20 protein-coding genes are annotated in these 23,127 nt (G+C 41.7%); 7 read left to right on the top strand and 13 right to left on the bottom strand.

Annotated elements, in window-relative coordinates:
• From D464_RS0107865 to pckA, 5 genes are all read right to left on the bottom strand, one after another.
• Positions 1 to 753 carry an isoprenyl transferase gene (locus D464_RS0107865; protein WP_018910919.1) on the bottom strand — a complete coding sequence of 251 codons (753 nt, stop codon included), beginning with the start codon at positions 751 to 753 and terminating at the stop codon, positions 1 to 3.
• A 49-nt stretch (positions 754 to 802) separates the two neighbouring features.
• Complete coding sequence (porG, locus tag D464_RS0107860) at positions 803 to 1,495, bottom strand: type IX secretion system protein PorG (RefSeq protein WP_018910918.1); 693 nt, start codon at positions 1,493 to 1,495, stop codon at positions 803 to 805.
• A gap of 18 nt (positions 1,496 to 1,513) precedes the next feature.
• Positions 1,514 to 2,896, bottom strand: a complete 1,383-nt coding sequence (locus D464_RS0107855) for a DUF6242 domain-containing protein (RefSeq protein WP_018910917.1) — start codon at positions 2,894 to 2,896, stop codon at positions 1,514 to 1,516.
• A gap of 698 nt (positions 2,897 to 3,594) precedes the next feature.
• Entirely contained in the window at positions 3,595 to 4,050 is a 456-nt protein-coding gene (locus D464_RS0107850) for a BACON domain-containing protein (protein ID WP_018910916.1), read from the bottom strand.
• Between the two features lie 251 nt (positions 4,051 to 4,301).
• Positions 4,302 to 5,915, bottom strand: a complete 1,614-nt coding sequence (gene pckA / locus D464_RS0107845; protein ID WP_018910915.1) for a phosphoenolpyruvate carboxykinase (ATP) — start codon at positions 5,913 to 5,915, stop codon at positions 4,302 to 4,304.
• 278 nt (positions 5,916 to 6,193) lie between these two features.
• Here pckA and upp point away from each other — a divergent pair, with 278 nt between their 5' ends.
• From upp to D464_RS0107810, 7 genes are all read left to right on the top strand, one after another.
• Complete coding sequence (gene upp / locus D464_RS0107840) at positions 6,194 to 6,853, top strand: uracil phosphoribosyltransferase (RefSeq protein ID WP_004383122.1); 660 nt, start codon at positions 6,194 to 6,196, stop codon at positions 6,851 to 6,853.
• 740 nt (positions 6,854 to 7,593) lie between these two features.
• On the top strand, positions 7,594 to 9,630 hold the full coding sequence (gene nosZ, locus D464_RS0107835) for a Sec-dependent nitrous-oxide reductase (RefSeq protein WP_018910914.1): 2,037 nt from the start codon (positions 7,594 to 7,596) through the stop codon (positions 9,628 to 9,630).
• 98 nt (positions 9,631 to 9,728) lie between these two features.
• A complete protein-coding gene (locus D464_RS0107830) occupies positions 9,729 to 10,352 on the top strand; it encodes a hypothetical protein (protein ID WP_036908799.1) in 624 nt (207 codons plus the stop codon).
• A complete protein-coding gene (locus tag D464_RS0107825) occupies positions 10,349 to 10,825 on the top strand; it encodes a nitrous oxide reductase accessory protein NosL (RefSeq protein WP_018910912.1) in 477 nt (158 codons plus the stop codon). The genes D464_RS0107830 and D464_RS0107825 overlap by 4 nt, the downstream gene beginning before the upstream one ends.
• Positions 10,789 to 12,045 carry a nitrous oxide reductase family maturation protein NosD gene (nosD, locus tag D464_RS0107820; RefSeq protein WP_018910911.1) on the top strand — a complete coding sequence of 419 codons (1,257 nt, stop codon included), beginning with the start codon at positions 10,789 to 10,791 and terminating at the stop codon, positions 12,043 to 12,045. Before D464_RS0107825 ends, nosD begins: the two co-directional genes overlap by 37 nt.
• The gene (locus tag D464_RS0107815) at positions 12,042 to 12,752 is read left to right on the top strand and encodes an ABC transporter ATP-binding protein (RefSeq protein WP_018910910.1); all 711 of its coding nucleotides are present in this window, start codon (positions 12,042 to 12,044) and stop codon (positions 12,750 to 12,752) included. Before nosD ends, D464_RS0107815 begins: the two co-directional genes overlap by 4 nt.
• A 5-nt stretch (positions 12,753 to 12,757) precedes the next feature.
• Positions 12,758 to 13,525 (top strand): ABC transporter permease subunit, encoded by a 768-nt coding sequence (locus D464_RS0107810; RefSeq protein WP_018910909.1) that lies wholly within the window; start codon positions 12,758 to 12,760, stop codon positions 13,523 to 13,525.
• 706 nt (positions 13,526 to 14,231) lie between these two features.
• Here D464_RS0107810 and D464_RS0107805 read toward each other — a convergent pair.
• The 8 genes from D464_RS0107805 to miaB form a co-directional block, all read right to left on the bottom strand.
• The gene (locus tag D464_RS0107805) at positions 14,232 to 15,239 is read right to left on the bottom strand and encodes a 2-oxoacid:ferredoxin oxidoreductase subunit beta (protein WP_018910908.1); all 1,008 of its coding nucleotides are present in this window, start codon (positions 15,237 to 15,239) and stop codon (positions 14,232 to 14,234) included.
• A 38-nt stretch (positions 15,240 to 15,277) separates the two neighbouring features.
• Positions 15,278 to 17,176, bottom strand: a complete 1,899-nt coding sequence (locus D464_RS0107800) for a 2-oxoacid:acceptor oxidoreductase subunit alpha (protein ID WP_018910907.1) — start codon at positions 17,174 to 17,176, stop codon at positions 15,278 to 15,280.
• Between the two features lie 28 nt (positions 17,177 to 17,204).
• Positions 17,205 to 18,053, bottom strand: coding sequence for a glycoside hydrolase family 16 protein (locus D464_RS0107795; protein ID WP_018910906.1), 849 nt, complete (start codon positions 18,051 to 18,053; stop codon positions 17,205 to 17,207).
• 204 nt (positions 18,054 to 18,257) lie between these two features.
• Entirely contained in the window at positions 18,258 to 18,785 is a 528-nt protein-coding gene (locus tag D464_RS0107790; RefSeq protein WP_024985844.1) for a hypothetical protein, read from the bottom strand.
• 301 nt (positions 18,786 to 19,086) lie between these two features.
• Positions 19,087 to 20,946, bottom strand: coding sequence for an ABC transporter ATP-binding protein (locus D464_RS0107785; RefSeq protein WP_018910904.1), 1,860 nt, complete (start codon positions 20,944 to 20,946; stop codon positions 19,087 to 19,089).
• Between the two features lie 7 nt (positions 20,947 to 20,953).
• A complete protein-coding gene (locus tag D464_RS0107780) occupies positions 20,954 to 21,355 on the bottom strand; it encodes a type II toxin-antitoxin system VapC family toxin (protein WP_018910903.1) in 402 nt (133 codons plus the stop codon).
• Positions 21,345 to 21,611, bottom strand: coding sequence for a hypothetical protein (locus D464_RS12585; RefSeq protein WP_024985843.1), 267 nt, complete (start codon positions 21,609 to 21,611; stop codon positions 21,345 to 21,347). The genes D464_RS0107780 and D464_RS12585 overlap by 11 nt, the downstream gene beginning before the upstream one ends.
• A gap of 96 nt (positions 21,612 to 21,707) precedes the next feature.
• The gene (gene miaB, locus D464_RS0107770; RefSeq protein ID WP_018910901.1) at positions 21,708 to 23,036 is read right to left on the bottom strand and encodes a tRNA (N6-isopentenyl adenosine(37)-C2)-methylthiotransferase MiaB; all 1,329 of its coding nucleotides are present in this window, start codon (positions 23,034 to 23,036) and stop codon (positions 21,708 to 21,710) included.
• Positions 23,037 to 23,127 lie beyond the last annotated feature (91 nt).

Raw genomic sequence — 23,127 nt, 5'->3', positions numbered from 1 at the left:
TTATTTGTTTTCGTTTTCTTCTATCTGTCTCTCAGTCTTTCCAAAACGACGTTGTCTCTTTTGGAAACTATATATAGCATGTTGTAAATCGTGTTCCCCAAAGTCTGGCCAATAGGTATCACAGAAGTAAAGCTCTGAATAGGCTATCTGCCAAAGAAGGTAATTAGAGATACGAAGCTCACCGCCTGTCCTTATTAGAAGGTCAGGATCAGGCATAAAGTTGGTTTGCATGTGCTTACTGAGTAACTCTTCTGTTATCATCTCGGGGCGTAGCGATACTTTTTCATTACCCTGATTTTCTGCAATGATATCCTGTACCGCCTTAGTTATCTCCCACCGTGAACTATAGCTAAGAGCGACAACCATTGTCATAGCAGAGTTCTTCTCCGTATGTTCTTCCGTCTCTCTGAGCTTCTGTTGCACCTCTATAGGCAATCGACATATATCCCCTATCACACGGAATCGCACATTGTTCTTCATAAAGATTTCATCTTCTAAAGAAGTTAAGACAAGCCCCATCAATGCAGCAATCTCATCAGAAGGTCGACTCCAATTCTCTGTAGAGAAGGTGTAAAGCGTTAGATACTTCACACCCAGACGTACACATTCAGAAGTAATACGGCGAACCGTCTCCACTCCTGCTTGATGCCCATAAGAACGGGGCTTATTACGCTCCGTTGCCCAGCGCCCATTACCATCCATAATGATAGCAATGTGTTCTGGAATCCGTGTCATGTCTAATTCTTCCACCATGATTATATATGAAGAAAATAACCTTTCTTACTGTTCTTATCTAGCCATCTTATTCATCTTCATTATGACATGTTCGGCACTTGGTCATAAAACTATAGCTGAACGTCAATTGAAGTGTTGAATAGCTATCTGTATTCTTGAAGAGTCCACTACTCTTTATTCCGTAGGGATCTCTTTGTCCATCTAATTCGTCAGAGAGTGTGAAATGCATCGCCCACTCTAGTCCGATATTCGTTCGATCACCAACCTTATACTTAACGCCAACGCCTATAGGAAGGTTAGCCGAGAATGCGGAACTACGATTACCATTCTCTATCTTAACATACGTGGCACCCAGTCCTATTGTTACATAAGGTGATAAACGTTGTGCGCCACGATAATCTTTACCCGTTCCGTATGGCAAGAAGTTATATTCATAAGCCACGCCTACATCTACCAAAGAGTTATTGAATAGATAAGGTGTTGTGGCAAATCGAGGATAATAAGTCTTCACATCAACTGAAGAACCTTTCATCTTGCCAAAAGATACATTCATCTTCAAACCCATATAAGGATTGAAATTATATCTGGCAAGCACCGTCCCCATTGGTTGCAAGTCCTTTGTTAAAGACTCATTGAAGTCGCCAAGATAGCCCATCAAGCCAACACCTGCTCCTAACTCCATCTTATATTCAGGGTCACTCTGTGCCCACAAAGATGTTGTTACTAAAAGGAAAAGAACGCTAATGATGGTCTTTTTCATCTTACTCTGCCTTAGAGCTTACTCTGCAGCACGCTCTTGATTCAACTTCCAACCCACTCTATTGAGTCTTCCACGCCAAACCTTACTACCGCTAATCATCCAAATGTAAGCATCTGCGTCAACTGTTGCTGTAAATGTATTAGCCGGTTGCACATTCTGTGGATAGCTGAAATCTTTATCGCTATTCCATGCAATACCAGCATCACGGGACAATAACATAGAGCCGAATTTACCACTATTATCCACGCCCATAGCTAGCGCAGCACCATCATAATTCACAACTGTAAGATGGCGATAAGCAGGCAATAGGAACTTAGTAGCTGCATTCTCTACATAATTCCACGTATCGTCCGCCGTTGGACGATCCTTATAAGATAGCTTTGACCAAGCAACGGTCTTGTTTCCACTAGCAGCTGTTCCCACTAATAAAACACGACTCCTATCATCAGCGCCATTGTTACTTAACAAGACATAATTGATATTACTTGCCGGAAGAAGAGAAGCATTATCATCCAAAGTCTCTGTATTCCACGTCGCCCCATTATCTTGCGAACGAACTAAACTCCCAGCTGTCGTCAAAGCAAATAGCTCCGAAGAAGATGCAGCCACTAACTGCTTCAAGTTCGTATTCGTACCCATTTGAGTCCAAGCGTTACCATCAGTAGAACTAAGGATTCGACCACTATCTAAAATAAATAACTTATTCTCTTTGACCAATACGCTCTGATAAGCCTGTGCAGAGAAAGACTGAGACAACAAACCCCAATGGTTACCATCGTTCTGCGCCGTCACATACCCCGTCGTCTGTGTACCATTCGTTCCAAATACAAATATCTTATCCTTAGTACTTACAGCCTTCATCGCCGTGAAAGCAGCAAAATTACTATTACTCTGCATGCTTGTCCAAGAGAACACATTGCCCTTCTGCTTATGCGCATTCACCGATATCTTATAATCACGATAAGTATCGCGTGCATTAGAGTAGATACGGAACGAGCGTGGAGAAGTGAAATCGATTGAATCTTTCGGAGAGAAGTAAGTCTGCTTGTCCCCCGACTGATTAAGAATCGTTACAATACCAGAGTTCTTGGTTGTTATTGTAGCCAAAACGTGCGCTACATCAGTTCCATAAGGCAGAGAGTCTACATTGTAAACCAATCCCTGCGCCTGATCTATATAAAACCTAACTTTCTTTGCATCATACTTAGCATAGAAAGTACTATCCTTCCCAGACTTCGTAAGCGTATCACGTTTTACTTTCAGATTCCCTAGAGTGAATCCAGTAATAGCCGTATCTCTAAAACTTAAACCTTTACCATCATTGTCATCATCCTTCAGACAAGATGTCATCACCAAAGTTGCCAATGCAAGGGCAACAAGAGTATATATCTTATTACGCATCAGATACTAATAATTGAATTTAGCTGCAAATTTAATCAGAAATCTTCAGACTAAACATCTTTTACGGGGTTAATTATGTAAAATATATATTTAGACGTCAGATTTTTAAGTTTGTTTAGTATTATATAGAAGATTCGTATTTCTAGGCTATTAGAATCGTCAATATCAAAAGGGAACGCACCCAAGTACTAACGTGGGAACGACAGCAACGCACGTACTCGATCAGCGGAAACCCCTATAGCCATCTTAAAGAATAAGTAGTAATAACGAAAGATATACGTATTACCATTCTTTTTCCTTGCTTTTCGATTGTTTTTTCATTGGTTCCATATTGCTTTTGTACGTATATAATTCTATTATCTAAGCGTGATAATTAATTATCTAAGCGTGATAATACTTTATCTAAGTCTGATAATACTTTATCACGCTTAGATAATACTAAAACATACGTATTCCGCAAATGCGCAATACGTATAAAAATAAAACAAGATACGCATAAACTCAACACAGAATGCATATATAAGTATGACGATATTAGCTCCTGTTAAAGCTAAAAGCTAATATCAAGACGAAGAGAGGGGGCAAAGCAAGGTGTAAGTATTAGGTTACATCAATCCATATTAGTCGTAACGAAAAGAGGATGTGCCTATTTGACACATCCTCTCTTTGGTATAAATATAAAAAGAACACAGGAAGTTTTAATTAGGAGTAGCTAACTGCGTTATTTTTACTGAACGTTTACAATTCCCTCCGTCTACAGAAAGTATAGCAGTACGCTCCTTGTGACTACGATTCGTCTTTACATACACTTTCATCTCTTTGCTATTATTCGTCTGTTGCACTACTATCCAGTCAGCCGACCAGTTATTCAGAACGCCTTTGTGATATTTCTCTGAAGGATCTTGGTCTTTGTCACCAACGAAATCAGGCACAACCATATTCTTTACGCCATCCTGTATAAACGTTATGTTATCTATGCCACGCCAATCACCAGATTTTGCATAAAGTATAAACGAGTTTGAAGCATTTGAAACAGTAACATCCTCCTTATCAAAAGTTAAGAATTCATCTATCATATTCTCTTCCTCTTTATCGTGACAAGCGGTAAATAAACATGCTAACAAAGCTATTAATACAAAATAAATCTTCTTCATAAAATTATCTCCTTACGTTAATTAAACATTATACTTTATCCGTCTGATAGGTATTTTTAATTTATATCGTGACAAAATTAAATAAAAAAGTAGATTTACAAAGGGATTATTAGTTATTTTTGTTCTTTGATTAAAGGTTATCTATCTAAAGCAAATTAACAGTACATGTATTAAACGAAAAGTCCTATCCGCGGTAACTGCGGATAGGACTTATATTTATCGTATTAGTTACAATCCAGTAACTACAAGATTTAGAGCTGTGGACCAGCTGCAACGAGAGCCTTACCAGCCTCGTTGTTCTCGTACTTCTTGAAGTTCTTGATGAAACGAGCTGCGAGATCCTTAGCTTTCTCATCCCACTGAGTTGCGTCAGCGTAAGTGTCACGTGGATCAAGAATATCTGTTGCAACACCTTCGAGCTTTGTAGGAACTGTGAAGTTGAAGTAAGGAATCTGCTTTGTTGGAGCAGCATCGATTGAGTGGTTCAAGATAGCGTCAATGATACCACGAGTATCGCGGATAGAGATACGCTTGCCTGTACCGTTCCAACCAGTGTTAACTAAGTAAGCCTTAGCACCGCTCTTCTGCATCTTCTTAACCAACTCTTCAGCATACTTTGTTGGGTGAAGCTCCAAGAATGCCTGACCGAAGCAAGCAGAGAATGTTGGAGTAGGTTCTGTGATACCACGCTCTGTACCAGCCAACTTAGCAGTGAAACCAGAGAGGAAGTAGTACTTAGTCTGCTCTGGAGTCAAGATTGATACTGGAGGAAGAACACCGAATGCATCAGCTGAAAGGAAGATTACCTGCTTTGCAGCTGGACCCTGTGACTCAGGACGCTGGATGTTCTTAATGTGATAGATTGGGTAAGAAACACGAGTGTTCTCTGTTACGCTCTTATCAGCGAAGTCAATCTTACCATTAGCATCAACTGTTACGTTCTCAAGGAGAGCGTCACGTGTGATTGCGCCGTAGATGTCTGGCTCTGATTCCTTATCAAGGTTGATAACCTTTGCATAGCAACCACCTTCGAAGTTGAAGACGCCCTTGTCATCCCATCCGTGCTCGTCATCACCAATGAGCTTACGCTTTGGATCGGTAGAAAGAGTTGTCTTACCAGTACCAGAAAGACCGAAGAAGATAGCAGTATTCTCACCCTTCATATCGGTGTTTGCAGAGCAGTGCATAGCAGCCATACCCTTCAATGGCAAGAAGTAGTTCATCATTGAGAACATACCCTTCTTCATTTCACCACCGTACCAAGTATTGATGATTACCTGCTCCTTAGATGTTACGTTGAACATAACACAAGTCTCTGAGTGTAAGCCAAGCTCTTTCCAGTTTTCAACCTTTGCCTTTGAAGCATTGTAAACAATGAAATCTGGCTCCTGCTCGAAGTCTGCCTCTGACTTTGGACGGATGAACATATTTGTTACAAAGTGAGCCTGCCAAGCAACCTCAACGATGAAACGAATCTTCATACGTGTATCCTTGTGTGTACCGCAGAAACCATCAACTACGAAAAGACGCTTGTTTGAAAGTTCCTTCTTTGCGATATCCTTTACTGCTGCCCATGCCTCCTTAGTTGCACGGTGATTATCGTTGTGGTACTCCTCTGAATCCCACCATACGGTGTCGTGAGATGTCTCATCATCAACAATGAACTTATCCTTAGGAGAACGACCAGTGTAGATACCAGTCTTAACATTGATTGCACCGAGTTCTGTCTCCTGACCTACCTCAAAGCCTTCAAGCCCTTCTTTTGTCTCCTCGTTGAACAATACTTCGTAAGAAGGATTGTAAAGCACTTCTGTTGTACCTGTAATTCCGTACTTCTCAAGTACGCTCTTATCAAACTTTGCCATTTCTTATAAATGTATTTAGTTGAAAATTGATTTTAACATCACCTATTATATCTCTTAAATAGACACCGCAAAGGTAATATAATTATTAACTCCACACAAAAAAACGAATAGAAAAAGTATCAAAGTATTCAGCCTTATGGTTAAAGTTATTAAAATTATTCTAGGCACGAGTATATTTGCAAATTAGACTTTGCAAACCTACAGATTATTTCTTACTTTTGCCGAAATTTTGTACTGCAAGTCGCAAGTTTGCTTACTTATAACACCTAAGATAGAAAATGGAAATCATTAATTTTTCAGAACAGAACTCCATCATCAACCAATATCTGGCTGAGATTCGTGACAAAGACTACCAAAAGAATCGTTTACTCTTCCGCAACAATGTGATGCGAATAGGAGAGTTTGAAGCATTTGAAATCTCTAAGACACTAAACTACGAACCAAAGGATGTTGTTACTCCATTAGGTACCGCGCAGGTCAATATACCAACAGACAAGATTGTCCTTGCAACTATCTTCCGTGCTGGATTGCCTTTCCATAATGGCTTCTTAAACATATTCGACCACGCCGGCAACGCTTTTGTCAGTGCTTATCGTGAGTATAAAGACGCTGCACATCACGAGGTTGGAATCCATGTTGAGTATCTTGCTACACCTGACATCAATGGTAAAACACTTATCATTGCTGACCCTATGTTAGCTACCGGTGGTTCTATGGAGCTGGGCTATAAGGCTATTCTTTCAAAGGGCACGCCTCGCCATGTGCATGTAGCATGCTTGTTGGCAACACCAGAAGGTATCGCACACATCAAGAAAACCTTCCCTGAAGACTCTACGACAATATGGTGCGCAGCTATTGATGAGGGCTTAAACGAATATAAGTATATTGTTCCCGGCTTCGGCGATGCTGGCGACTTATGTTATGGAGAGAAACTATAAGGTCGATCCCAATTAATCAGAGAAGATAAAAAGGACGATAGAAGTAACGGCTTCTATCGTCCTTTTACTTTACGTCTCATAGCCCAATATTCATCAGAGAATCGTTATTCTCTACACTGATACCTACGCTTTGCAAAGCTGACACAACCGCTTTATAAAGATTTTACGCACGTTATAAGTTCATTTCAAGCGTTTGTTCTATCTTTTTTATATATACCCTACATTTATCTCATCGTGAAGAGACACAGGTTTCATCACGATGAAATTAGTGTTTCATCACGATGAGACACAAGTCTCATCACGATGAAACTAACATAGAGTATAGGTTAAAAAGATACGGGATACTATTTGCTGTAATTGAAGAACAGCTAGGAAAAAATGTAGAATAGGTGTGAGAGCGGGGTAAATAGTAAGTAAGAATGGATCAAACCTCCTAATTTCTAACTCGACACCCTATTATAGCTTATTATTATAATGGTGTTTGCAAGAGATGGTTATATAAGAAACATACGTAAAAAGGGGGACAATGGTGGCTTCATGTTTGATAGTATTCGGAAGTAAGAATCAGCATAATACGCTCATAAAAGTAGGACTGCTTGCGCTGAAATAGGTCGCATAATACATCATTACCGCGGGTTAAATTACATTAACAAAATAGATATATCTTAACGAGTACATGGCTCATTCATTAATTCTTTATAACTTTATCCCGAAAATATAATTATTAATAATTCTTTTATATGAGAAAATTTGTTGTTTATTCATTAGTTTCATTCATCGCAGTCTGCGGTACACTACAGTCATGTAAGCTAAAAAAGACTGGGCAAATCGCAGTTGATGATGATGCTGCTAAGCAAGTCTATGTCGCTCCAGGACACTATGACGAGTATTATGATTTTGTATCTGGCGGTTTCAGTGGACAGGTTGCTGTCTATGGTATACCATCAGGACGTTTATTAAAGGTGATCCCTGTGTTCTCACAGAACGGTGAAAACGGATACGGTTATGATGAGAATACCAAACCGATGTTGAATACCTCTTTCGGTTTTGTTCCATGGGACGACTCTCATCATACGCAGCTTTCTGAGACAGATGCCATGTATGATGGTAGATGGCTATTCATTAATGCCAACAACACACCACGTATTGCACGTATTAACTTAAAGGATTTCCGTACAGAAGAGATTATTGAGTTGCCTAACACTTCAGGTAATCACGCTTCTCCATTTATTACAAGCAATACAGAATACATCGTTTCTGGTTCTCGTTTCAGTGTCCCTGCCGATTATGAAAATGGCGATGTACCTATTAAAGACTATAAACAGAAATTCCGTGGAACTATCTCTTATATTAAGGTAGACAAGAAGACTGGTGGTCTCAACTTGGATTTCCAGCTCTCTTTACCTCCTTACAACTATGACCTCAGCCATAGTGGTAAGAATGCTTCAGCCGATTGGTCATTCTTCACATGCTATAATACAGAAGAGGCACACTCTCTGTTAGAGGTGAATGCTTCTCAACATGATAAGGATTACATCCTTGCTATCAACTGGAAGAAGGCTGCCGAGCACGCAGCAAAGGGTGATTTTGATTGGAAACCTTGCAAGTATGCTCACAACGTAATGCACAGAGACACCGAGCAGGCTACTTCTGAGATTATCAACAAGGTGAAGGTGATTGACACAAAGAAGTACAATGACTTCTTGTATCTCATCCCTTGTCCAAAGTCTCCACATGGTGTAGATGTTGACCCAACAGGCGAATACATTGTTGGTAACGGAAAGTTAAGTGCTAACCTTCCTGTGTTTAGCTTCTCAAAGATCGAAAACGCAATCAAGAATCATAAGTTTGATGGTAAGGTAGACGGTATCAATGTCATCAAGTATGAGGATGCTCTGCATGGTGAAGTACAGTCACCAGGACTTGGTTCTCTTCACACTGAGTTTGATGCTGACGGTAACGCATACACCAGTTTCTTCATCTCTTCAGAAATTGTTAAATGGAGACTGAAAGATTGCCAGATAGAGGATCGCGTTCCAACTTACTATTCTGTTGGTCACCTTTCTGTATTAGGTGCAGACACAAAAAAGCCTTACGGAAAGTACATGGTTGCATACAATAAGATTACAAAGGACTGCTTCTTACCAACAGGTCCAGAGCTTTGTCAGGCTGCCCAGCTTTATGATATCAGTGGAAACAAGATGAAGCTTATACTTGAATTCCCATTGATTGGTGAGCCTCACTACGCTTCTGCGATTGCAGCTGACATGCTTAAGCCGAACATGCTATACTTTACAAGATTAGCAGATAACCATAATCCATATAAGATTAGTACTGCTCAGCAGGCTCGTATGGAGCGTCATGGAAACAAAGTTGACGTTTATATAGCTGCCATCCGATCTCGTTTGGTTCCTGACAACATTGAAGGTATCAAGATGGGAGATGAAGTTTACTTCCATGTAACAAATATTGAGCAGGAATGGGATATACCACATGGATTTGCTGTAAAGGGAAATAACAATGCAGAGATTCTTGTTATGCCTGGTGAAACTTGTACATTGAAGTGGATACCAAACCGCGTTGGTATTATACCATATTACTGTACAGACTTCTGTAGTGCTCTTCACCAAGAGATGCAGGGTTATGCCCGTGTATCTCCTAAGGGAAGCAACACTCCATTGAAGTTTACTATTGATGATAAGTTACCATCACAATATATGGTAACCAAACCAACGACTCAGTCTGGGACAGCTCCAACTAGTCATAAGAGAAAGTAATTAGATAGATTAAATCAGAATAAAAACGACCTGCCATCGCAATTTAGTGAGTGTAATCTACGCTAAGAACGATGACAGGTCAACAATATAAAATAAGTATGAAATTAGATTTTTCTGGTAAAATAAGCAAGTCGAGCATGATACTGCTCATTGTTGCAGCACTCTTTGCAATAGCAGGTGCATTCACATCCGTATGGCGTATAGATCTTTCTGCTCCACAGTATCCAGAGGGAATGGTACTTTATATTGGCGGAACAGAAGGTGTCTCTGGTGGTGATGAGGGTAATGACCTTTATAAGATTAATGAGTTGAACCACTATGTTGGTATGGCGCAGATTCATCCAGGCGACTTCTGGGAGTTCACAGCATTGCCAATTATCCTTTGTGCTTTCGGTATCCTCTTTGTCGTTGCAGCTGTAATGAAAAGTAAGAGGCTAAGTATCGCATCACTGATATCATTTGGTATCTTCGGTATTCTAGGCTTTGTCGACTTCTATCATTGGACTTATGTGTATGGTCATAACCTGTCGCCTGATGCTCCTATCAAGGTTCCAGGAATGGCTTATCAGCCTCCTATTATCGGTGAGAAGCAGCTACTGAATTTTGATGCTTTATCACAGCCAGACCTTGGAGGATATTTCCTTGTTACTGCTGGACTCATCCTTGCCTTTGTCGTACTGAAAGAAATTGGTGTATTTAACAAAAAGGCTATCAAGAAATGAGATTCATAACTAACAGAACTAAACTCTTTGCTGGTGCAACACTATCGATAATTCTTTTATCACTTATCGCATGCACCAAGAGCGACAAACCTCAACCTATAGAATTGGGGAAAGATGAATGTGCAGGTTGTGGTATGACAATAGAGGTTCCAAAGTTCGCTTGTGAGATTATTTCCGATAAAGGGAAATGTTTCAAATTCGATGATTTGTCTTGCCTATTCCATTACATGAACAAGCAGAACTTATCGGACAGTACAATTGCTAAGATTTATGTTGCAGACTATGAGCATCCAGATTCTCTGATAGATATCAAGACTGCCGGTCTTGTACTAGGAAATGACATCAAGAGTCCTATGAATGGAGGCGTAGCAGCCTTCAGCAACCACAGCCATGCGCAGAAGTTTGCCATAAAGACTCATTCTATCCTCCTTGACACATGGGAAAGATTAAAAGTACAACATCCAGAACATTGATCACACTCGTATGCCTTACCCTCTCTACCACATTGTCTGCACGAACAATTGAGGTGGGAGAAGGTAAGGTCTTCTCATCTATAACAATGGCTATAAACACTGCGAAGCCGCATGATGAGATATTAGTGTACGGTAAAAAGATTTATAAGGAACGCCTTCTTATCAACAAACCAATCACATTAAAGGGAGTAGGGACTCCTATTATTGATGGTAGTAAGAAAGGAAATGTTATCGAGATAAAGGCAGATAACGTCGTTATTGAAGGATTACAAATACAAAACTCAGCACGGTCATCCCAACGAGACTACTGCGGTGTACATGTGAACAACGCACAAGCTGTCGTTGTACGTAATTGCTTCTTCCGCAAGAACCAGTTTAGTGTGATGTATCAAAACTGTAAGGATGGATTAGTTGCAAACAATAACATCTCCAGTAATATTACTTATAACCCAATCATGGGAAATGCTGTACATTGCTGGAAGAGTGATAACATGCACATTACAGGGAATAAGATTGGACACAACAGAGACGGTATATACTTAGAGTTTGTGAACAACTCGCATATTGATCACAACACTATAAATGGGTGTGCACGTTATGGATTACATTTCATGTTTTCGCACTTCAATGTTTATAATAGCAACCACTTCTACCGCAACCAAGCAGGTGTGGCTGTTATGTTCGCCCATAATGTGGAGATGATCAACAACACGTTCGAATATAACCGTGGGACATCATCCTATGGTCTACTCATCAAAGAACTACAATATAGTACTATAAAGGGAAATCATTTTCTAAACAATACTGTTGGGTTATTGATAGATGGTGGTTCCGACTTATCAGTTCATCATAACACCATAAAGAACAATGGATGGGGTATGCGATTGATATCTGCCAGCACGAATGACACTATCAATCATAACAACTTCTTAGGTAATACTTTCGACATGACGACCAATGTCAGCTATAATCGCAACAACGTTGATAGGAATTACTGGGACAAGTATGAGGGATACGACCTTAACAAAGACGGCTATGGTGACGTGCCCTTCCATCCGTTGAGTTTATTCTCCATGTTAGCAGAGCAGAATGAGAACGTACTATTCTTCTTCCATAGCTTCCTCATGAATATCTTAGATGCAACGGAAAAGGTCCTACCTTCCATTACCCCCGACAATTACGTAGACAATTCCCCACACATGAATCCGTATAAGTTATGATCACAATAAAGAATCTTAATAAGTCGTATGGCAAACAGCAGGTGCTGCACAACATCAATCTAGAACTAAAGAAAGGACAGTGCATAGGCTTTGTAGGTCCCAATGGATGCGGAAAAACAACGTTAATGAAGTGTATCTTGGGATTGGTCACACCTCAATCTGGCGAGGTAATCGTTAATGGTATCAACATACAAGAGAACCCATCCTATCGCCAACATATCGGATTTATGCAACAGAACAGCTGCTTCCCAGAGAATATGAGCGTTAAAGAGACATTCAGAACCATTCAGAATGTACGGGGAACAAGCTCTGAATTAGACAAAGAACTTTATGAGGCTTATCAGATTGAGACGATAGCAGATAAGAAGACAAAGACACTTTCGGGCGGAACAAGCCAAAAGGTCAATGCTGCTCTAGCATTCCTTTTCAATCCAGATATCCTCATCCTCGACGAACCAACAGCCAGTCTTGATCCCCTTGCAGCCAATATTCTAAAGGAGAAGATTATCAAGGAGAAAGATAAACTCGTCTTTGTTACATCGCACATCCTAAGCGAGTTAGAGGGTGTTGTTACACATATCATATTCATGGAAGAAGGACATATCTTGTTCTTCAAGCCTGTTGAACAGCTACTGAAAGAGACTCAGCAAGACAATGTGTCACAGGCTGTAATGTATTACCTAAAGAAAAGCGAAGGAGAAGCATAAGAACTATGGGAAAGATAACAAGAATCATCTTCATGGACAACGTCAAGAGCAGGGTTGTTGTCGTATATTTTGTGTTACTCGCATTGCTGTCGTGGACTTCATTACTGCTACAAGACAATGAGTCGAAGGGCGCATTAACAGTACTCAACATCATCCTCTTTGTCACACCACTTATGTCGTTACTCTATACGGTAACGTACTTGTACGACTCTCACGATTTCCAAGTCTTGTTGTTAAGTCAGCCCATTAAGCGTAAACAGATTTGGCAAAGCCTTTATACAGGAGTATCATCAAGTTTGCTGATAGCCTTCTTGTTGGGAGCAGGTATCCCAATGTTGCTTTATACAAATTGGTCAACAGGATTTATCCTCGTCCTTATGGGCTGTGTCAACACGCTCATCTTCGTGTCCTTAGCATTCCTCACAACCATGTTAACAAGCGACAAAACACGCGGAACAGGTGTATCAATCCTCATTTGGCTCTTACTGACAATGATCTATGATGCTATCTTGCTCTATACCTTATTTCTATTATCTGATTGGCCAATAGAGACTCCGTTGCTCACCTTACTCATGTTAAATCCATTAGACCTAACTCGTTTTCAGGTTATCTTACAGATGGATGTATCGGCTATGATGGGATATGGCGGCGCAGCATTCAAAGAATTCCTTGGTGCCACAGGAGGTGTATTAGTGTCGTCTATCCTCTTGTTGTTGTGGATTATAGTACCCTACCTACTTTCTTTACGTATCTTTAAAAAGAAGGATTTGTAAGCTGTGAGCGTTACAGGAAGAGACATATCGGACAGCCCTCAAGGGAAATTAGGGGTCAAAACAAGCATGTATCGGCTAAACGAAAAGGGAGAATAAGAACCTTTCATTACAGCAGGCACAGAAAGATACCACACTGGTATCTATTGTTAAGAAGGTCCGTCCATATTCTTATAAATGTGCTTCACAGCACTGACGCATGCGTCTTATAAATGTTTTACACACGTTATAACTTCGTTTATAACGTGTGTTTCATTTTGTCTATATATACCCTACGTTTGTCTCATCGTGAAGAGACACAGGTTTCATCACGATGAAATTAGTGTTTCATCATGATGAGACACTGGTTTCATCATGATGAAACTAACATAGAGTATAGGTTAAAAAGATGCGGGATACTATTTGCTGTAATTGAAGAACAGCGGGGAAAGAATGTTAGAACAGGTGTAAAAGCTGGCTAATACCATTCTTTCATGCTCCAACAGGCAATCTGGAGAGGGACTAATACTAACAGATTGGAGAGGGAAAGGGGCATAAAAAAGTCAGTTCCTAACGCTAACAATGAGCGTAAAGAACTGACTTTTGCTTGTAAGGTACACTTGCTATGTAGGAAGTTTCATGTGTCTTTGTGTGGTTCGCTATGTTATTTAGCTCGCTACAAAGGCGTACATCCTTTATTATCTCGCAAATGCTGTTTTAATATATCACATCATTTTACTTCCCAAATATCGTTGGTTTCCAACATTTCCATGAACGTGTGATAATGCTTCTGCGCCTTCACCTCTTCTATCTGTTGGTTCACTGCAGCATCGTAAGTAGGTGCTTCAACATCACGAATCACTCCGAGGGCTATTGGGAAACCATCTTCATTACTCATCATAGCCAACTTCAGCTGTAGAGTATTGTCTTGGCAGTGGGCATCATGTACGAGGATATCATCTTGCGTAATGCCATTCTCGCCAATCTTAACGACCTTCAAGCCGAATCCCTCTTGCATGAGTCCATACTCCTTATTAGCTCCAAAGATCAAAGGTTCGCCATGCTTAACGTAGATTGCATTCTCTTTACGACCTTGAGAGGTGTAGACTGAGTTGTGACAACCATCGTTGAAGATCACACAATTCTGCAAAATCTCACACACGGAAGCCCCCTTATGCCGGTAAGCAGCCTTGAGGATGGCTATTGTCTCATTATTGTCGCTAGCAACGCTACGTGCGAAGAAGTTGCCGCGAGCGCCAAAACAGAGTTCAGCAGGGCGGAACGGATCTTCCGTTGTACCAAAGGGACTCGACTTAGAGACGAACCCGCGAGGGCTAGTTGGGGAGTATTGCCCCTTCGTGAGACCATAGATGCGGTTGTTCAACAGAATCATATTCAAGTCGATATTGCGTCGCATGGCATGGATGAAGTGGTTACCACCGATGGCAAGAGCGTCACCATCGCCCGATACCTGCCAAATGGTAAGGTTCGGATTGGTTACCTTTGCACCCGTAGAGATGGCTGCGGCACGACCGTGAATGGTCTGCATGGCATAGGTATTAGCGTAATAGGGTAATCGACTTGAGCACCCGATACCACTGATAACGGCTGTTTCATAAGGTGGAACACCTAGTTCTGCCATTGCTTTCTGCAAGCTGGCAAGGAAGAAGTGGTCGCCACATCCGGGGCACCAGCGTGGTTGTCCCTTCTTAAAGTCTTGTGCTGTATATTGGTTCATAATCTGTTTAGAATTTAAAGAAGTTATGTTTAGGAGCCTTACTGCAATATCTTTGTATAGAACGTACCACTCTCTTCCTTTGGTAATGGAGCCTTAAGGAGTTTCTCAAACGTTGCGACTAGTTCCGTAACAACGAAAGGCTGTCCCTTTACTTGGTTGTACTGATAAGGAGCGAAATGGTTGATACGAATACGTAGAAGGGCTGCTAACTGACCAAGGTTCTGCTCGGCAACAACCACCTTCTTGTATCTTCCCAGTACCTCTGCCGTATTCTTTGGCAGAGGGTTGATGTACTTGAATTGTGCCAAGGCTACCTTATTACCCTTACGACGCAACTCTTCCATTGCAGAATACAAGTGACCGTAGCTACTACCAAAGCCTACTATGAGCAAATCGGCGTCTTTCTCATCACCAAGCACCTGTAGTTCGGGTACAGGAATACGTGCCACTTTATCCCAACGAAGCCTATCCATCTTGTCATGATTCTCTGGATCGGTTGAGATACTACCCGTTTCTCCATCTTTCTCCAATCCTCCTAAGATATGTGTGTAGCCCTCTGTGCCTGGTATCGCCCAATAACGTGCGAGCGTCTCTGGGTCACGCTTGTAAGGAGTGTACTTATACTTCTGTTCCTCTGTAGCATAATGTGGATGAATTTCGGGCAACTCTTCGATGTCAGGTAACTTCCACGCAGAAGAGCCGTTAGCAATGAATGCATCGGTCAAGAGCACCACTGGCGTCATGTGTTCCAATGCTATCTTACATGCGTGATACGCTGCATCGAAGCAATCAGTGGGACTTGTGGCTGCAATAACAGGCATTGGGCTTTCGCCATTACGCCCATAAAGCACCTGCAAGAGGTCGGTCTGCTCACTCTTAGTTGGTAAACCGGTAGACGGACCACCACGCTGTACGTCGATAATCACCAATGGAAGCTCATCAATAAGGGCTAGATTCATAGCCTCACTCTTTAGACAGATACCCGGACCAGAGGTTGATGTAGCAGCTAAAGCACCAGCGAAAGCGGCACCGATAGCCGATGCGCAACCAGCAATCTCGTCTTCGCATTGCACCGTTGTGACGCCCATTGACTTGTGTTTAGCCAATTCGTGGAGGATATCTGTTGCTGGAGTGATTGGATAAGAACCCAAGAACAAGCGCAAGCCAGCCTTCTCTGCTGCTGCCATCAAGCCGTAGGCAGTCGCCTTGTTACCCGTGATATCCATATAGCGACCTGCTTCCTTCACCTTAGACTCTATGCGGTAAGTGTTCGGAACAGACGCATGTACGTTGTGACCATAGTCATATCCAGCTCTTACAACACGTTTATTGGCTTCGGCAACAGCTGGTTTCTTCTTGAACTTAGCCTCAAGGAAGTTATCTACTAAGCTCAAATCACGATTGAAAAGCCAGCAGACAAGTCCCAAAGCAAACATGTTACGGCACTTTAACATGGACTTATTGTCCATGCCCGTATCAGCCAGACACTCCTTCACCATCTTTGTTATAGGGCAAGCAACCACTCGATCGGGGTCGATACCCATCTCACCTAGATAGTCATCACTGCGGAACTCTGCCTTTTGGAGGTCTTTCGCACCAAAGGAATCGGTATCAATAATGATGGTTCCATTCGGTTTGCAATGCCTGTACTGCATCTTCAGTGCTGCAGCATTCATGGCTACGAGCACATCACAACGGTCTCCCGGCGTATATACCTTGCCTGCACCAACATGCACCTGAAAGCCACTCACACCCGTTAGCGAGCCTTGCGGGGCACGGATATCAGCTGGATAATCAGGGAACGTAGACACTCCATTACCCACAGTTGCGGATATCGTTGTGAAGATGTTACCGGCTAACTGCATTCCATCCCCCGAATCCCCGGAGAAGTGAACGACCACGTTATCAACTTCTTTGACTTCGATTTGCTCTTCCATAGATTATTTCCTTTTGTTTATGTTAGTATTATCTCTTTTGGTAGACACGTATCCAATCTATCTCCATTTGGTATGTATGAGTAGTATCAACGGGCTTTGCCCAAGAACCGTCACCCACTGATTGGTTAAGAATCAGATAGAAATCGGACTTGTCAAAAGGCCATTGTTCTGGATTATCTGGCTCTTTCTTGTATTGATACACCTGTTTCCCGTCAGCAAAGAAGGTTAAGATACTAGGCTCCCACTCTACTGCATAGGTGTGGAAAAGGCTCATGTCTAATTCAATATTCCCTGAGTGGGGTAAGTTCGCATGGCTTCTTGTCCAAGCAGAGTGTACTGTGCTATATGCTCTCTGCTCTTGGTCGATCTGCTCAAAGATGTCTATTTCACCGCCTTGAGGCCATGGCAATGTCGTTCGAGGCATCATCCATATAGCTGGGAAGTTGCCATCAAAGGGATTGACACGTGCTCGGCACTCCACACGACCATATCGGAAAGCAAAGCTGTGACTTGTTTCTATACCGCCCGTTAGCATCTCCTCGCCCGTAGAAGACTTGTTAGAATTAGGTATGGCACGCAAGATTAACTTACCATCTTTGATAAATGCCACCTCTGGAGAGTTGCTCAAGAACCGTGCCCACGTAACTTTTGGACGTCTTCTACAGCTTTTCCACACGCTAATATCAGGTAGCGTACCATCTGGCTGATTAAACTCATCACTAAAGATAAGCTTATATTCCGAGCCAGAGGATAAGCGGTCAGTTGTCGAATTAGGCGTATCCTTTCCTCGACTTGACAGCTGCGCAAAGACGTTCAACACGGATAATACCATTAGAAGTAAGACCACCGTGCGGCGCTTGTTCTCCTTATCTAACATGGTTTTTAGTTACTCTTTCTGTTTACGTTAGTATATCTAAGGGCAAAAGTGCGAAATAATATCGAGAAAACAAAATGTTTTTCAAAGAAAAACACATTATTTACGAACATCGCTATTAGAATGAGTTTCCATAGCACATAGGGGTGACAAATTCCCTTACAGGAAGTCATGTCACCCCTAAGGTTTACTTACTTTAAATTGAGCTTACTTCAGAACGAATCCGTAAGAGACATAGAACACTGCCTTATCTTTGTTTAGGTCGCTGCGATAGTCATTGTATCTAACACCTAAACCAAGCTCTGAACGAATGCTACCGCTACTTTTCCTAACGTAAATTCCACCTTGATAATACATGTAGCCGCGGTTATGTCCACCGCCAACAGTATGCCCTACGCTTACTCGAGGCTGTACGAGCAGACTAAGGACGCCACCAGATGCGATAGAAATCTTACCTATATCATACCCAACTTGCCCACCAAAGGTGGTGAGTAAATCGTGTGTCTTAATCCCTTGAGACTTCATTAAAGTAACGGCTTCTTCGACTCTCAAGCCCGCAGAAAGCCTCTTTGTAATATCATAAGTGGCAGAGATATGAGGGGTTACGATCTTATATGACTTACCACCCAAACCCAAATCTGTGGCGAAAGTCACGTTAAACTTACTCGTTTGAGCACGACTAACACTTACGCAAGTAGCCAATAGTACAAGCATTAAAAGGATTGTTTTTTTCATAAGCCAAGCTGTTTAAATGTATATAAAAATTAGTTATCTATTTTAGATATTGGTATTGTTTGCAAATATAGATATTATTTCTTTTACTTGCAATTCATGTTAGGTATTTCTTTAAAACACATATCTTCATTAGTAGCAATCAAGAGGCTAAAAAGAAAGAGAGGCTTTCCTCCATTGAAGGAAAGCCTCTCTTCATAGCAAGGAGACGCCCTTCTCACATCAAAGAGACGCCCTCTTCATTTGTAAATAATACTATTCACTCCCCCATCCATTCGACAATAAGCCTTGGAGAGGGGGCTTTTTATATCTCCTGCATATCGTGCAACTTCTTGTAATAACCATTCATCTCCATCAGTTCGTCATGCGTTCCTCGCTCTACAATCTCGCCTTCGTGCATCACACATATCTCATCAGAATTCTTGATCGTAGATAGTCGGTGCGCCACAGCAATGGTCGTTCTCGTTCGCATCAACTTATAGAGAGCATCTTGAACAAGGCGTTCGCTCTCTGTATCCAACGCCGACGTAGCCTCATCGAGGATAAGAATTGGAGGATTCTTGAGGATGGCGCGCGCTATACTCACACGTTGGCGCTGACCACCCGAGAGCCTTCCTCCACGATCACCGATGTTTGTGTCGTAACCTTTCTCACTGTGCATGATGAAGTCATGAGCGTTAGCTATCTTCGCAGCATCCTCTATTGCCTCATCAGAAGCAGTCACTCCGAAGGAGATATTGTTCTTAAAACTATCGTTGAAGAGGATTGCCTCTTGGTTTACATTACCTATTAACTGGCGTAAGTCATGCACTCCTAAATCCTTCACGTTGATTCCGTCAATGAGAATCTCACCTTTCTGAACATCGTAATAACGTGGTATAAGGTCTAAGAGAGTGGACTTTCCGCTACCACTCTGCCCCACCAAGGCTATTGTCTTGCCCTTTGGAATCACCAAGTTGATGTCCTTCAATACCCAATGTAAGACAGGATTGCCGTCTTTATCCTTCTCATCTGTATAAGCAAAGCTAACATTTCGGAACTCAATCTCATGCTCGAATGATTTGAGATGGACTGGTTTTTCACTGTCCTTGATGTCTACCTCCGCTTTAAGAATCTTATCCACACGTTCCATGGAAGCAAGTCCTTTAGGGATATTATAGCCTGCACGGGAGAATTCCTTTAGTGGATTAAGGATGCTATAAAGGATGACAAGATAGTAAATAAAGGTTGGTCCGCTGATAATTGGGTACTGCCCGAGTACCAAAGTACCACCAAACCAGAGTACAACAACTATCATCACCGTTCCTAAGAACTCACTCATCGGGTGTGCCAGTTGCTGACGAATGTTCACACGCATGATGTCGTTGCGGTAAGAAGTATTCACTTTGTTGAAGCGTTCATTCATAAGTGCTTCGGCACAAAAGGCTTTGATGACCCTTAAACCGCCCAGTGTCTCTTCAACCTGGCTCATGGTATCACTCCAAAGACCCTGTGCTGTAATGCTATTCTGCTTTAGTTTACGTCCAACAAAGCCCATGAACCATCCGAAGATAGGAACGAAAACAAGGGTGAAGAGCGTTAATTGCCAGGATATAATTAATAAGGTGGTGAAGTAAATGACGATAAGAACAGGGTTCTTAAACAACATGTCGATAGAAGACATGATGGAGTTGTCTATCTCCTGCACGTCTCCACTCATCCTTGCGATTATGTCTCCCTTACGTTCCTCACTAAAGAAGCCAAGTGAAAGAGAGGTTATCTTCTGGTAGAGTTGATTACGTATGTCACGTACAACTCCTGTACGAATTGGAATGATAGAAGCCGATGATAAGAAGTAAGCACCCGTCTTTAAGAAAGTCATGAAAGCGAGTATCAGACCTATAATTAACAATGTTGTCGTTGGTCCAACACTGGTTATAAAGATCTGTGTATAGTAATCGGCATTATTGGATAAAACCTCCTTTATTGACCCAGCATCCCATGACATGTAATGCGTTGCACCTGTTCCTGCATCCACCTTAAACAATATTTGGAGCAAAGGAATCAGTGTTGCAAAGGAAAAGATATTGAGTATTGCCGATAAGACGTTGAATATTATCGACAAGAAAAGATACTTCTTATAAGGTGGAACAAACCTCCGTAATACGTGTAGAAACTCTCTCATTGGTGTTTTATCTGCTTATCCAGTTTTCTAGTTTAACGCCTGGAACCCTCCTCAAATGCTTTACGTTGTCTGTAACAAGAATGCAATCATGAGCTACGGCAGTAGTTCCAATCAATAAATCAAAGTTATCTATCAATAGACCTTGTCGACGTAGTTCTGCCTTATTCCTACCAAACAACGACAATACTTCATATATAGGAAGAACGTCAAAGAGGCTCTCCAAGACCTTTATCTCATTAAAGTGTCTTTGCAATCCAGCATTATATGCGCCATAAAAAAGCTCTGCTATCGTTATTTCCGAGAGCTTACAATTCTCTATCCCGACCTCTTTTATCTTATCAGAGATATGGAAATGACCATGTAACAATTCAATACAAATATTCGTATCAAGTAAGTACTTACTCTCCATCAAACCTTGTTAGTTTTTGAATATCATCTGATTGACGACCTTCTAAGATGTTTCGTTTCATGGTTTCAATGTCTACATCTGCCCATGAACCAACAAGACTATTGAACAAGCAAGACTTCTCATCGTTCTTCTTCAATATCTCCTCTTCCCTTGCCTCATGTATCAATCGCTCCCCAAGCCACCTCTTGTTACTAGGAGAGAGAGCCATTGAGTTGATAAACTTTAGGAAGTTTCTCATGTTGATAATTGCTTCCATACACCTTGTTATATAATTCTTATGTGCAAATATAGCCATTATAAGCAAAACCTCAAAACTATTTTGCAGTTTTATCTATGCCTCCTTTCATTAGACTTACACTTCTTCACCAAATAAGGTAGCACTGGTTGAGCCTGTTATACGTACTCGGACGAACTCACCGATGTGATGATTACCACGTGCAATAACGACTGCTTTGTTTTGAGGAGTGCGTCCCATAAGTTGATCACGGCTTCGTTTTCCAAAGCGTTCGATGAGGATTTCAAACTCTTTCCCCTCATCCTTCTTGTTCTGTTCAGCAGAGATTTCGGTCTGAAGGCGTATCAATTCATTCAAACGACGAATCTTCTCATCCTCTGAAACATTGTCAGGAAGGTGCTTAGCAGCGTATGTTCCTGGGCGTTCAGAGTATTTAAACATAAAGGCGGAGTCGAATCCAACCTCACGCATTAACGACAAGGTCTGTTGGAAATCAGCCTCTGTTTCATTGTGATAACCGATGAATATGTCTGTTGTTAACCCACAATCAGGGATGAGACGACGTATCGTGTCCACCTTTCTTAAATAGTCTTCACGAGTGTACTTACGGTTCATTAACCTCAGAACCTCATTGCTTCCACTCTGTGCGGGGAAGTGTATATGATTGCAAAGGTTCGGTTCCGACGCCACCGCCTTGATAATGTCCTCGGTCATATCCTCTGGGTTAGAAGTGGTGAAGCGAACGCGCATGTCTGGCACACTTTGAGCCACTTTACGCAAGAGTTCAGCGAATGACGTACCATTTTCGGGGCGTTTCCCGTTTGGCAAAAGACCATAGGAATTAACGTTCTGACCCAATAGCGTCACCTCCTTAAAACCCTTATCATGCAAGTCCTTAACCTCCTTCAAGATACTATCCACATCACGAGAACGCTCTCTACCACGCGTAAATGGAACGATACAATAGTGGCAGAAATTGTTGCAACCACGCATGATGCTGACAAATCCCGATACACGGTTTCCACCGAAGCGTTGCGGTATTACGTCTCGATAAGTCTCTGTTGTTGATAGCTCGATATCTAATGCGTTGTTCCCATTCTCGCATTGCGCGATCATGTCGGGGAGGTTCAGATAAGAGTCAGGACCGCATACTAAGTTAGCAAAATGGTTCTGAATAAGATCGTCCCTAACACGTTCTGCCATACATCCCAATACACCCAGAATGAGCTTGCGACCCTTCTTCTGCTCTGCATGTAAGGTGTCCAAGCGATGATAAATCTTGTTTTCTGCATTCTCACGAACCGAGCATGTATTCAAGAAGATAGCATCTGCTTCATCCTCATTATCGCATACATCGTATCCAGCCATCTTCATTACAGAGGCAACAACTTCAGAGTCTGCCACGTTCATCTGGCATCCGTACGTCTCAATATATAGTTTCTTCATTCCTTTCTTATCGATAAAAAACAGCTTGCAAAGATACTAAAAAGATCGCAGATAGTCGAAAAGGTACCTGACTATTTGACCTTTAGCACCG

The sequence above is a fragment of the Prevotella veroralis DSM 19559 = JCM 6290 genome (assembly GCF_000377625.1).
In the GTDB taxonomy this organism is placed as follows: domain Bacteria; phylum Bacteroidota; class Bacteroidia; order Bacteroidales; family Bacteroidaceae; genus Prevotella; species Prevotella veroralis.
This window is presented reverse-complemented; position numbering and strand designations above follow the sequence as displayed.

What these genes read in the sequence shown, in the direction of transcription:
- D464_RS0107865 (WP_018910919.1), bottom strand. Translation starts at nt 753, where the DNA reads ATGGTGGAAGAATTAGACATGACACGGATTCCAGAACACATTGCTATC.
- porG (WP_018910918.1), bottom strand. Translation starts at nt 1,495, where the DNA reads ATGAAAAAGACCATCATTAGCGTTCTTTTCCTTTTAGTAACAACATCT.
- D464_RS0107855 (WP_018910917.1), bottom strand. Translation starts at nt 2,896, where the DNA reads ATGCGTAATAAGATATATACTCTTGTTGCCCTTGCATTGGCAACTTTG.
- D464_RS0107850 (WP_018910916.1), bottom strand. Translation starts at nt 4,050, where the DNA reads ATGAAGAAGATTTATTTTGTATTAATAGCTTTGTTAGCATGTTTATTT.
- pckA (WP_018910915.1), bottom strand. Translation starts at nt 5,915, where the DNA reads ATGGCAAAGTTTGATAAGAGCGTACTTGAGAAGTACGGAATTACAGGT.
- upp (WP_004383122.1), top strand. Translation starts at nt 6,194, where the DNA reads ATGGAAATCATTAATTTTTCAGAACAGAACTCCATCATCAACCAATAT.
- nosZ (WP_018910914.1), top strand. Translation starts at nt 7,594, where the DNA reads ATGAGAAAATTTGTTGTTTATTCATTAGTTTCATTCATCGCAGTCTGC.
- D464_RS0107830 (WP_036908799.1), top strand. Translation starts at nt 9,729, where the DNA reads ATGAAATTAGATTTTTCTGGTAAAATAAGCAAGTCGAGCATGATACTG.
- D464_RS0107825 (WP_018910912.1), top strand. Translation starts at nt 10,349, where the DNA reads ATGAGATTCATAACTAACAGAACTAAACTCTTTGCTGGTGCAACACTA.
- nosD (WP_018910911.1), top strand. Translation starts at nt 10,789, where the DNA reads ATGGGAAAGATTAAAAGTACAACATCCAGAACATTGATCACACTCGTA.
- D464_RS0107815 (WP_018910910.1), top strand. Translation starts at nt 12,042, where the DNA reads ATGATCACAATAAAGAATCTTAATAAGTCGTATGGCAAACAGCAGGTG.
- D464_RS0107810 (WP_018910909.1), top strand. Translation starts at nt 12,758, where the DNA reads ATGGGAAAGATAACAAGAATCATCTTCATGGACAACGTCAAGAGCAGG.
- D464_RS0107805 (WP_018910908.1), bottom strand. Translation starts at nt 15,239, where the DNA reads ATGAACCAATATACAGCACAAGACTTTAAGAAGGGACAACCACGCTGG.
- D464_RS0107800 (WP_018910907.1), bottom strand. Translation starts at nt 17,176, where the DNA reads ATGGAAGAGCAAATCGAAGTCAAAGAAGTTGATAACGTGGTCGTTCAC.
- D464_RS0107795 (WP_018910906.1), bottom strand. Translation starts at nt 18,053, where the DNA reads ATGTTAGATAAGGAGAACAAGCGCCGCACGGTGGTCTTACTTCTAATG.
- D464_RS0107790 (WP_024985844.1), bottom strand. Translation starts at nt 18,785, where the DNA reads ATGAAAAAAACAATCCTTTTAATGCTTGTACTATTGGCTACTTGCGTA.
- D464_RS0107785 (WP_018910904.1), bottom strand. Translation starts at nt 20,946, where the DNA reads ATGAGAGAGTTTCTACACGTATTACGGAGGTTTGTTCCACCTTATAAG.
- D464_RS0107780 (WP_018910903.1), bottom strand. Translation starts at nt 21,355, where the DNA reads ATGGAGAGTAAGTACTTACTTGATACGAATATTTGTATTGAATTGTTA.
- D464_RS12585 (WP_024985843.1), bottom strand. Translation starts at nt 21,611, where the DNA reads ATGGAAGCAATTATCAACATGAGAAACTTCCTAAAGTTTATCAACTCA.
- miaB (WP_018910901.1), bottom strand. Translation starts at nt 23,036, where the DNA reads ATGAAGAAACTATATATTGAGACGTACGGATGCCAGATGAACGTGGCA.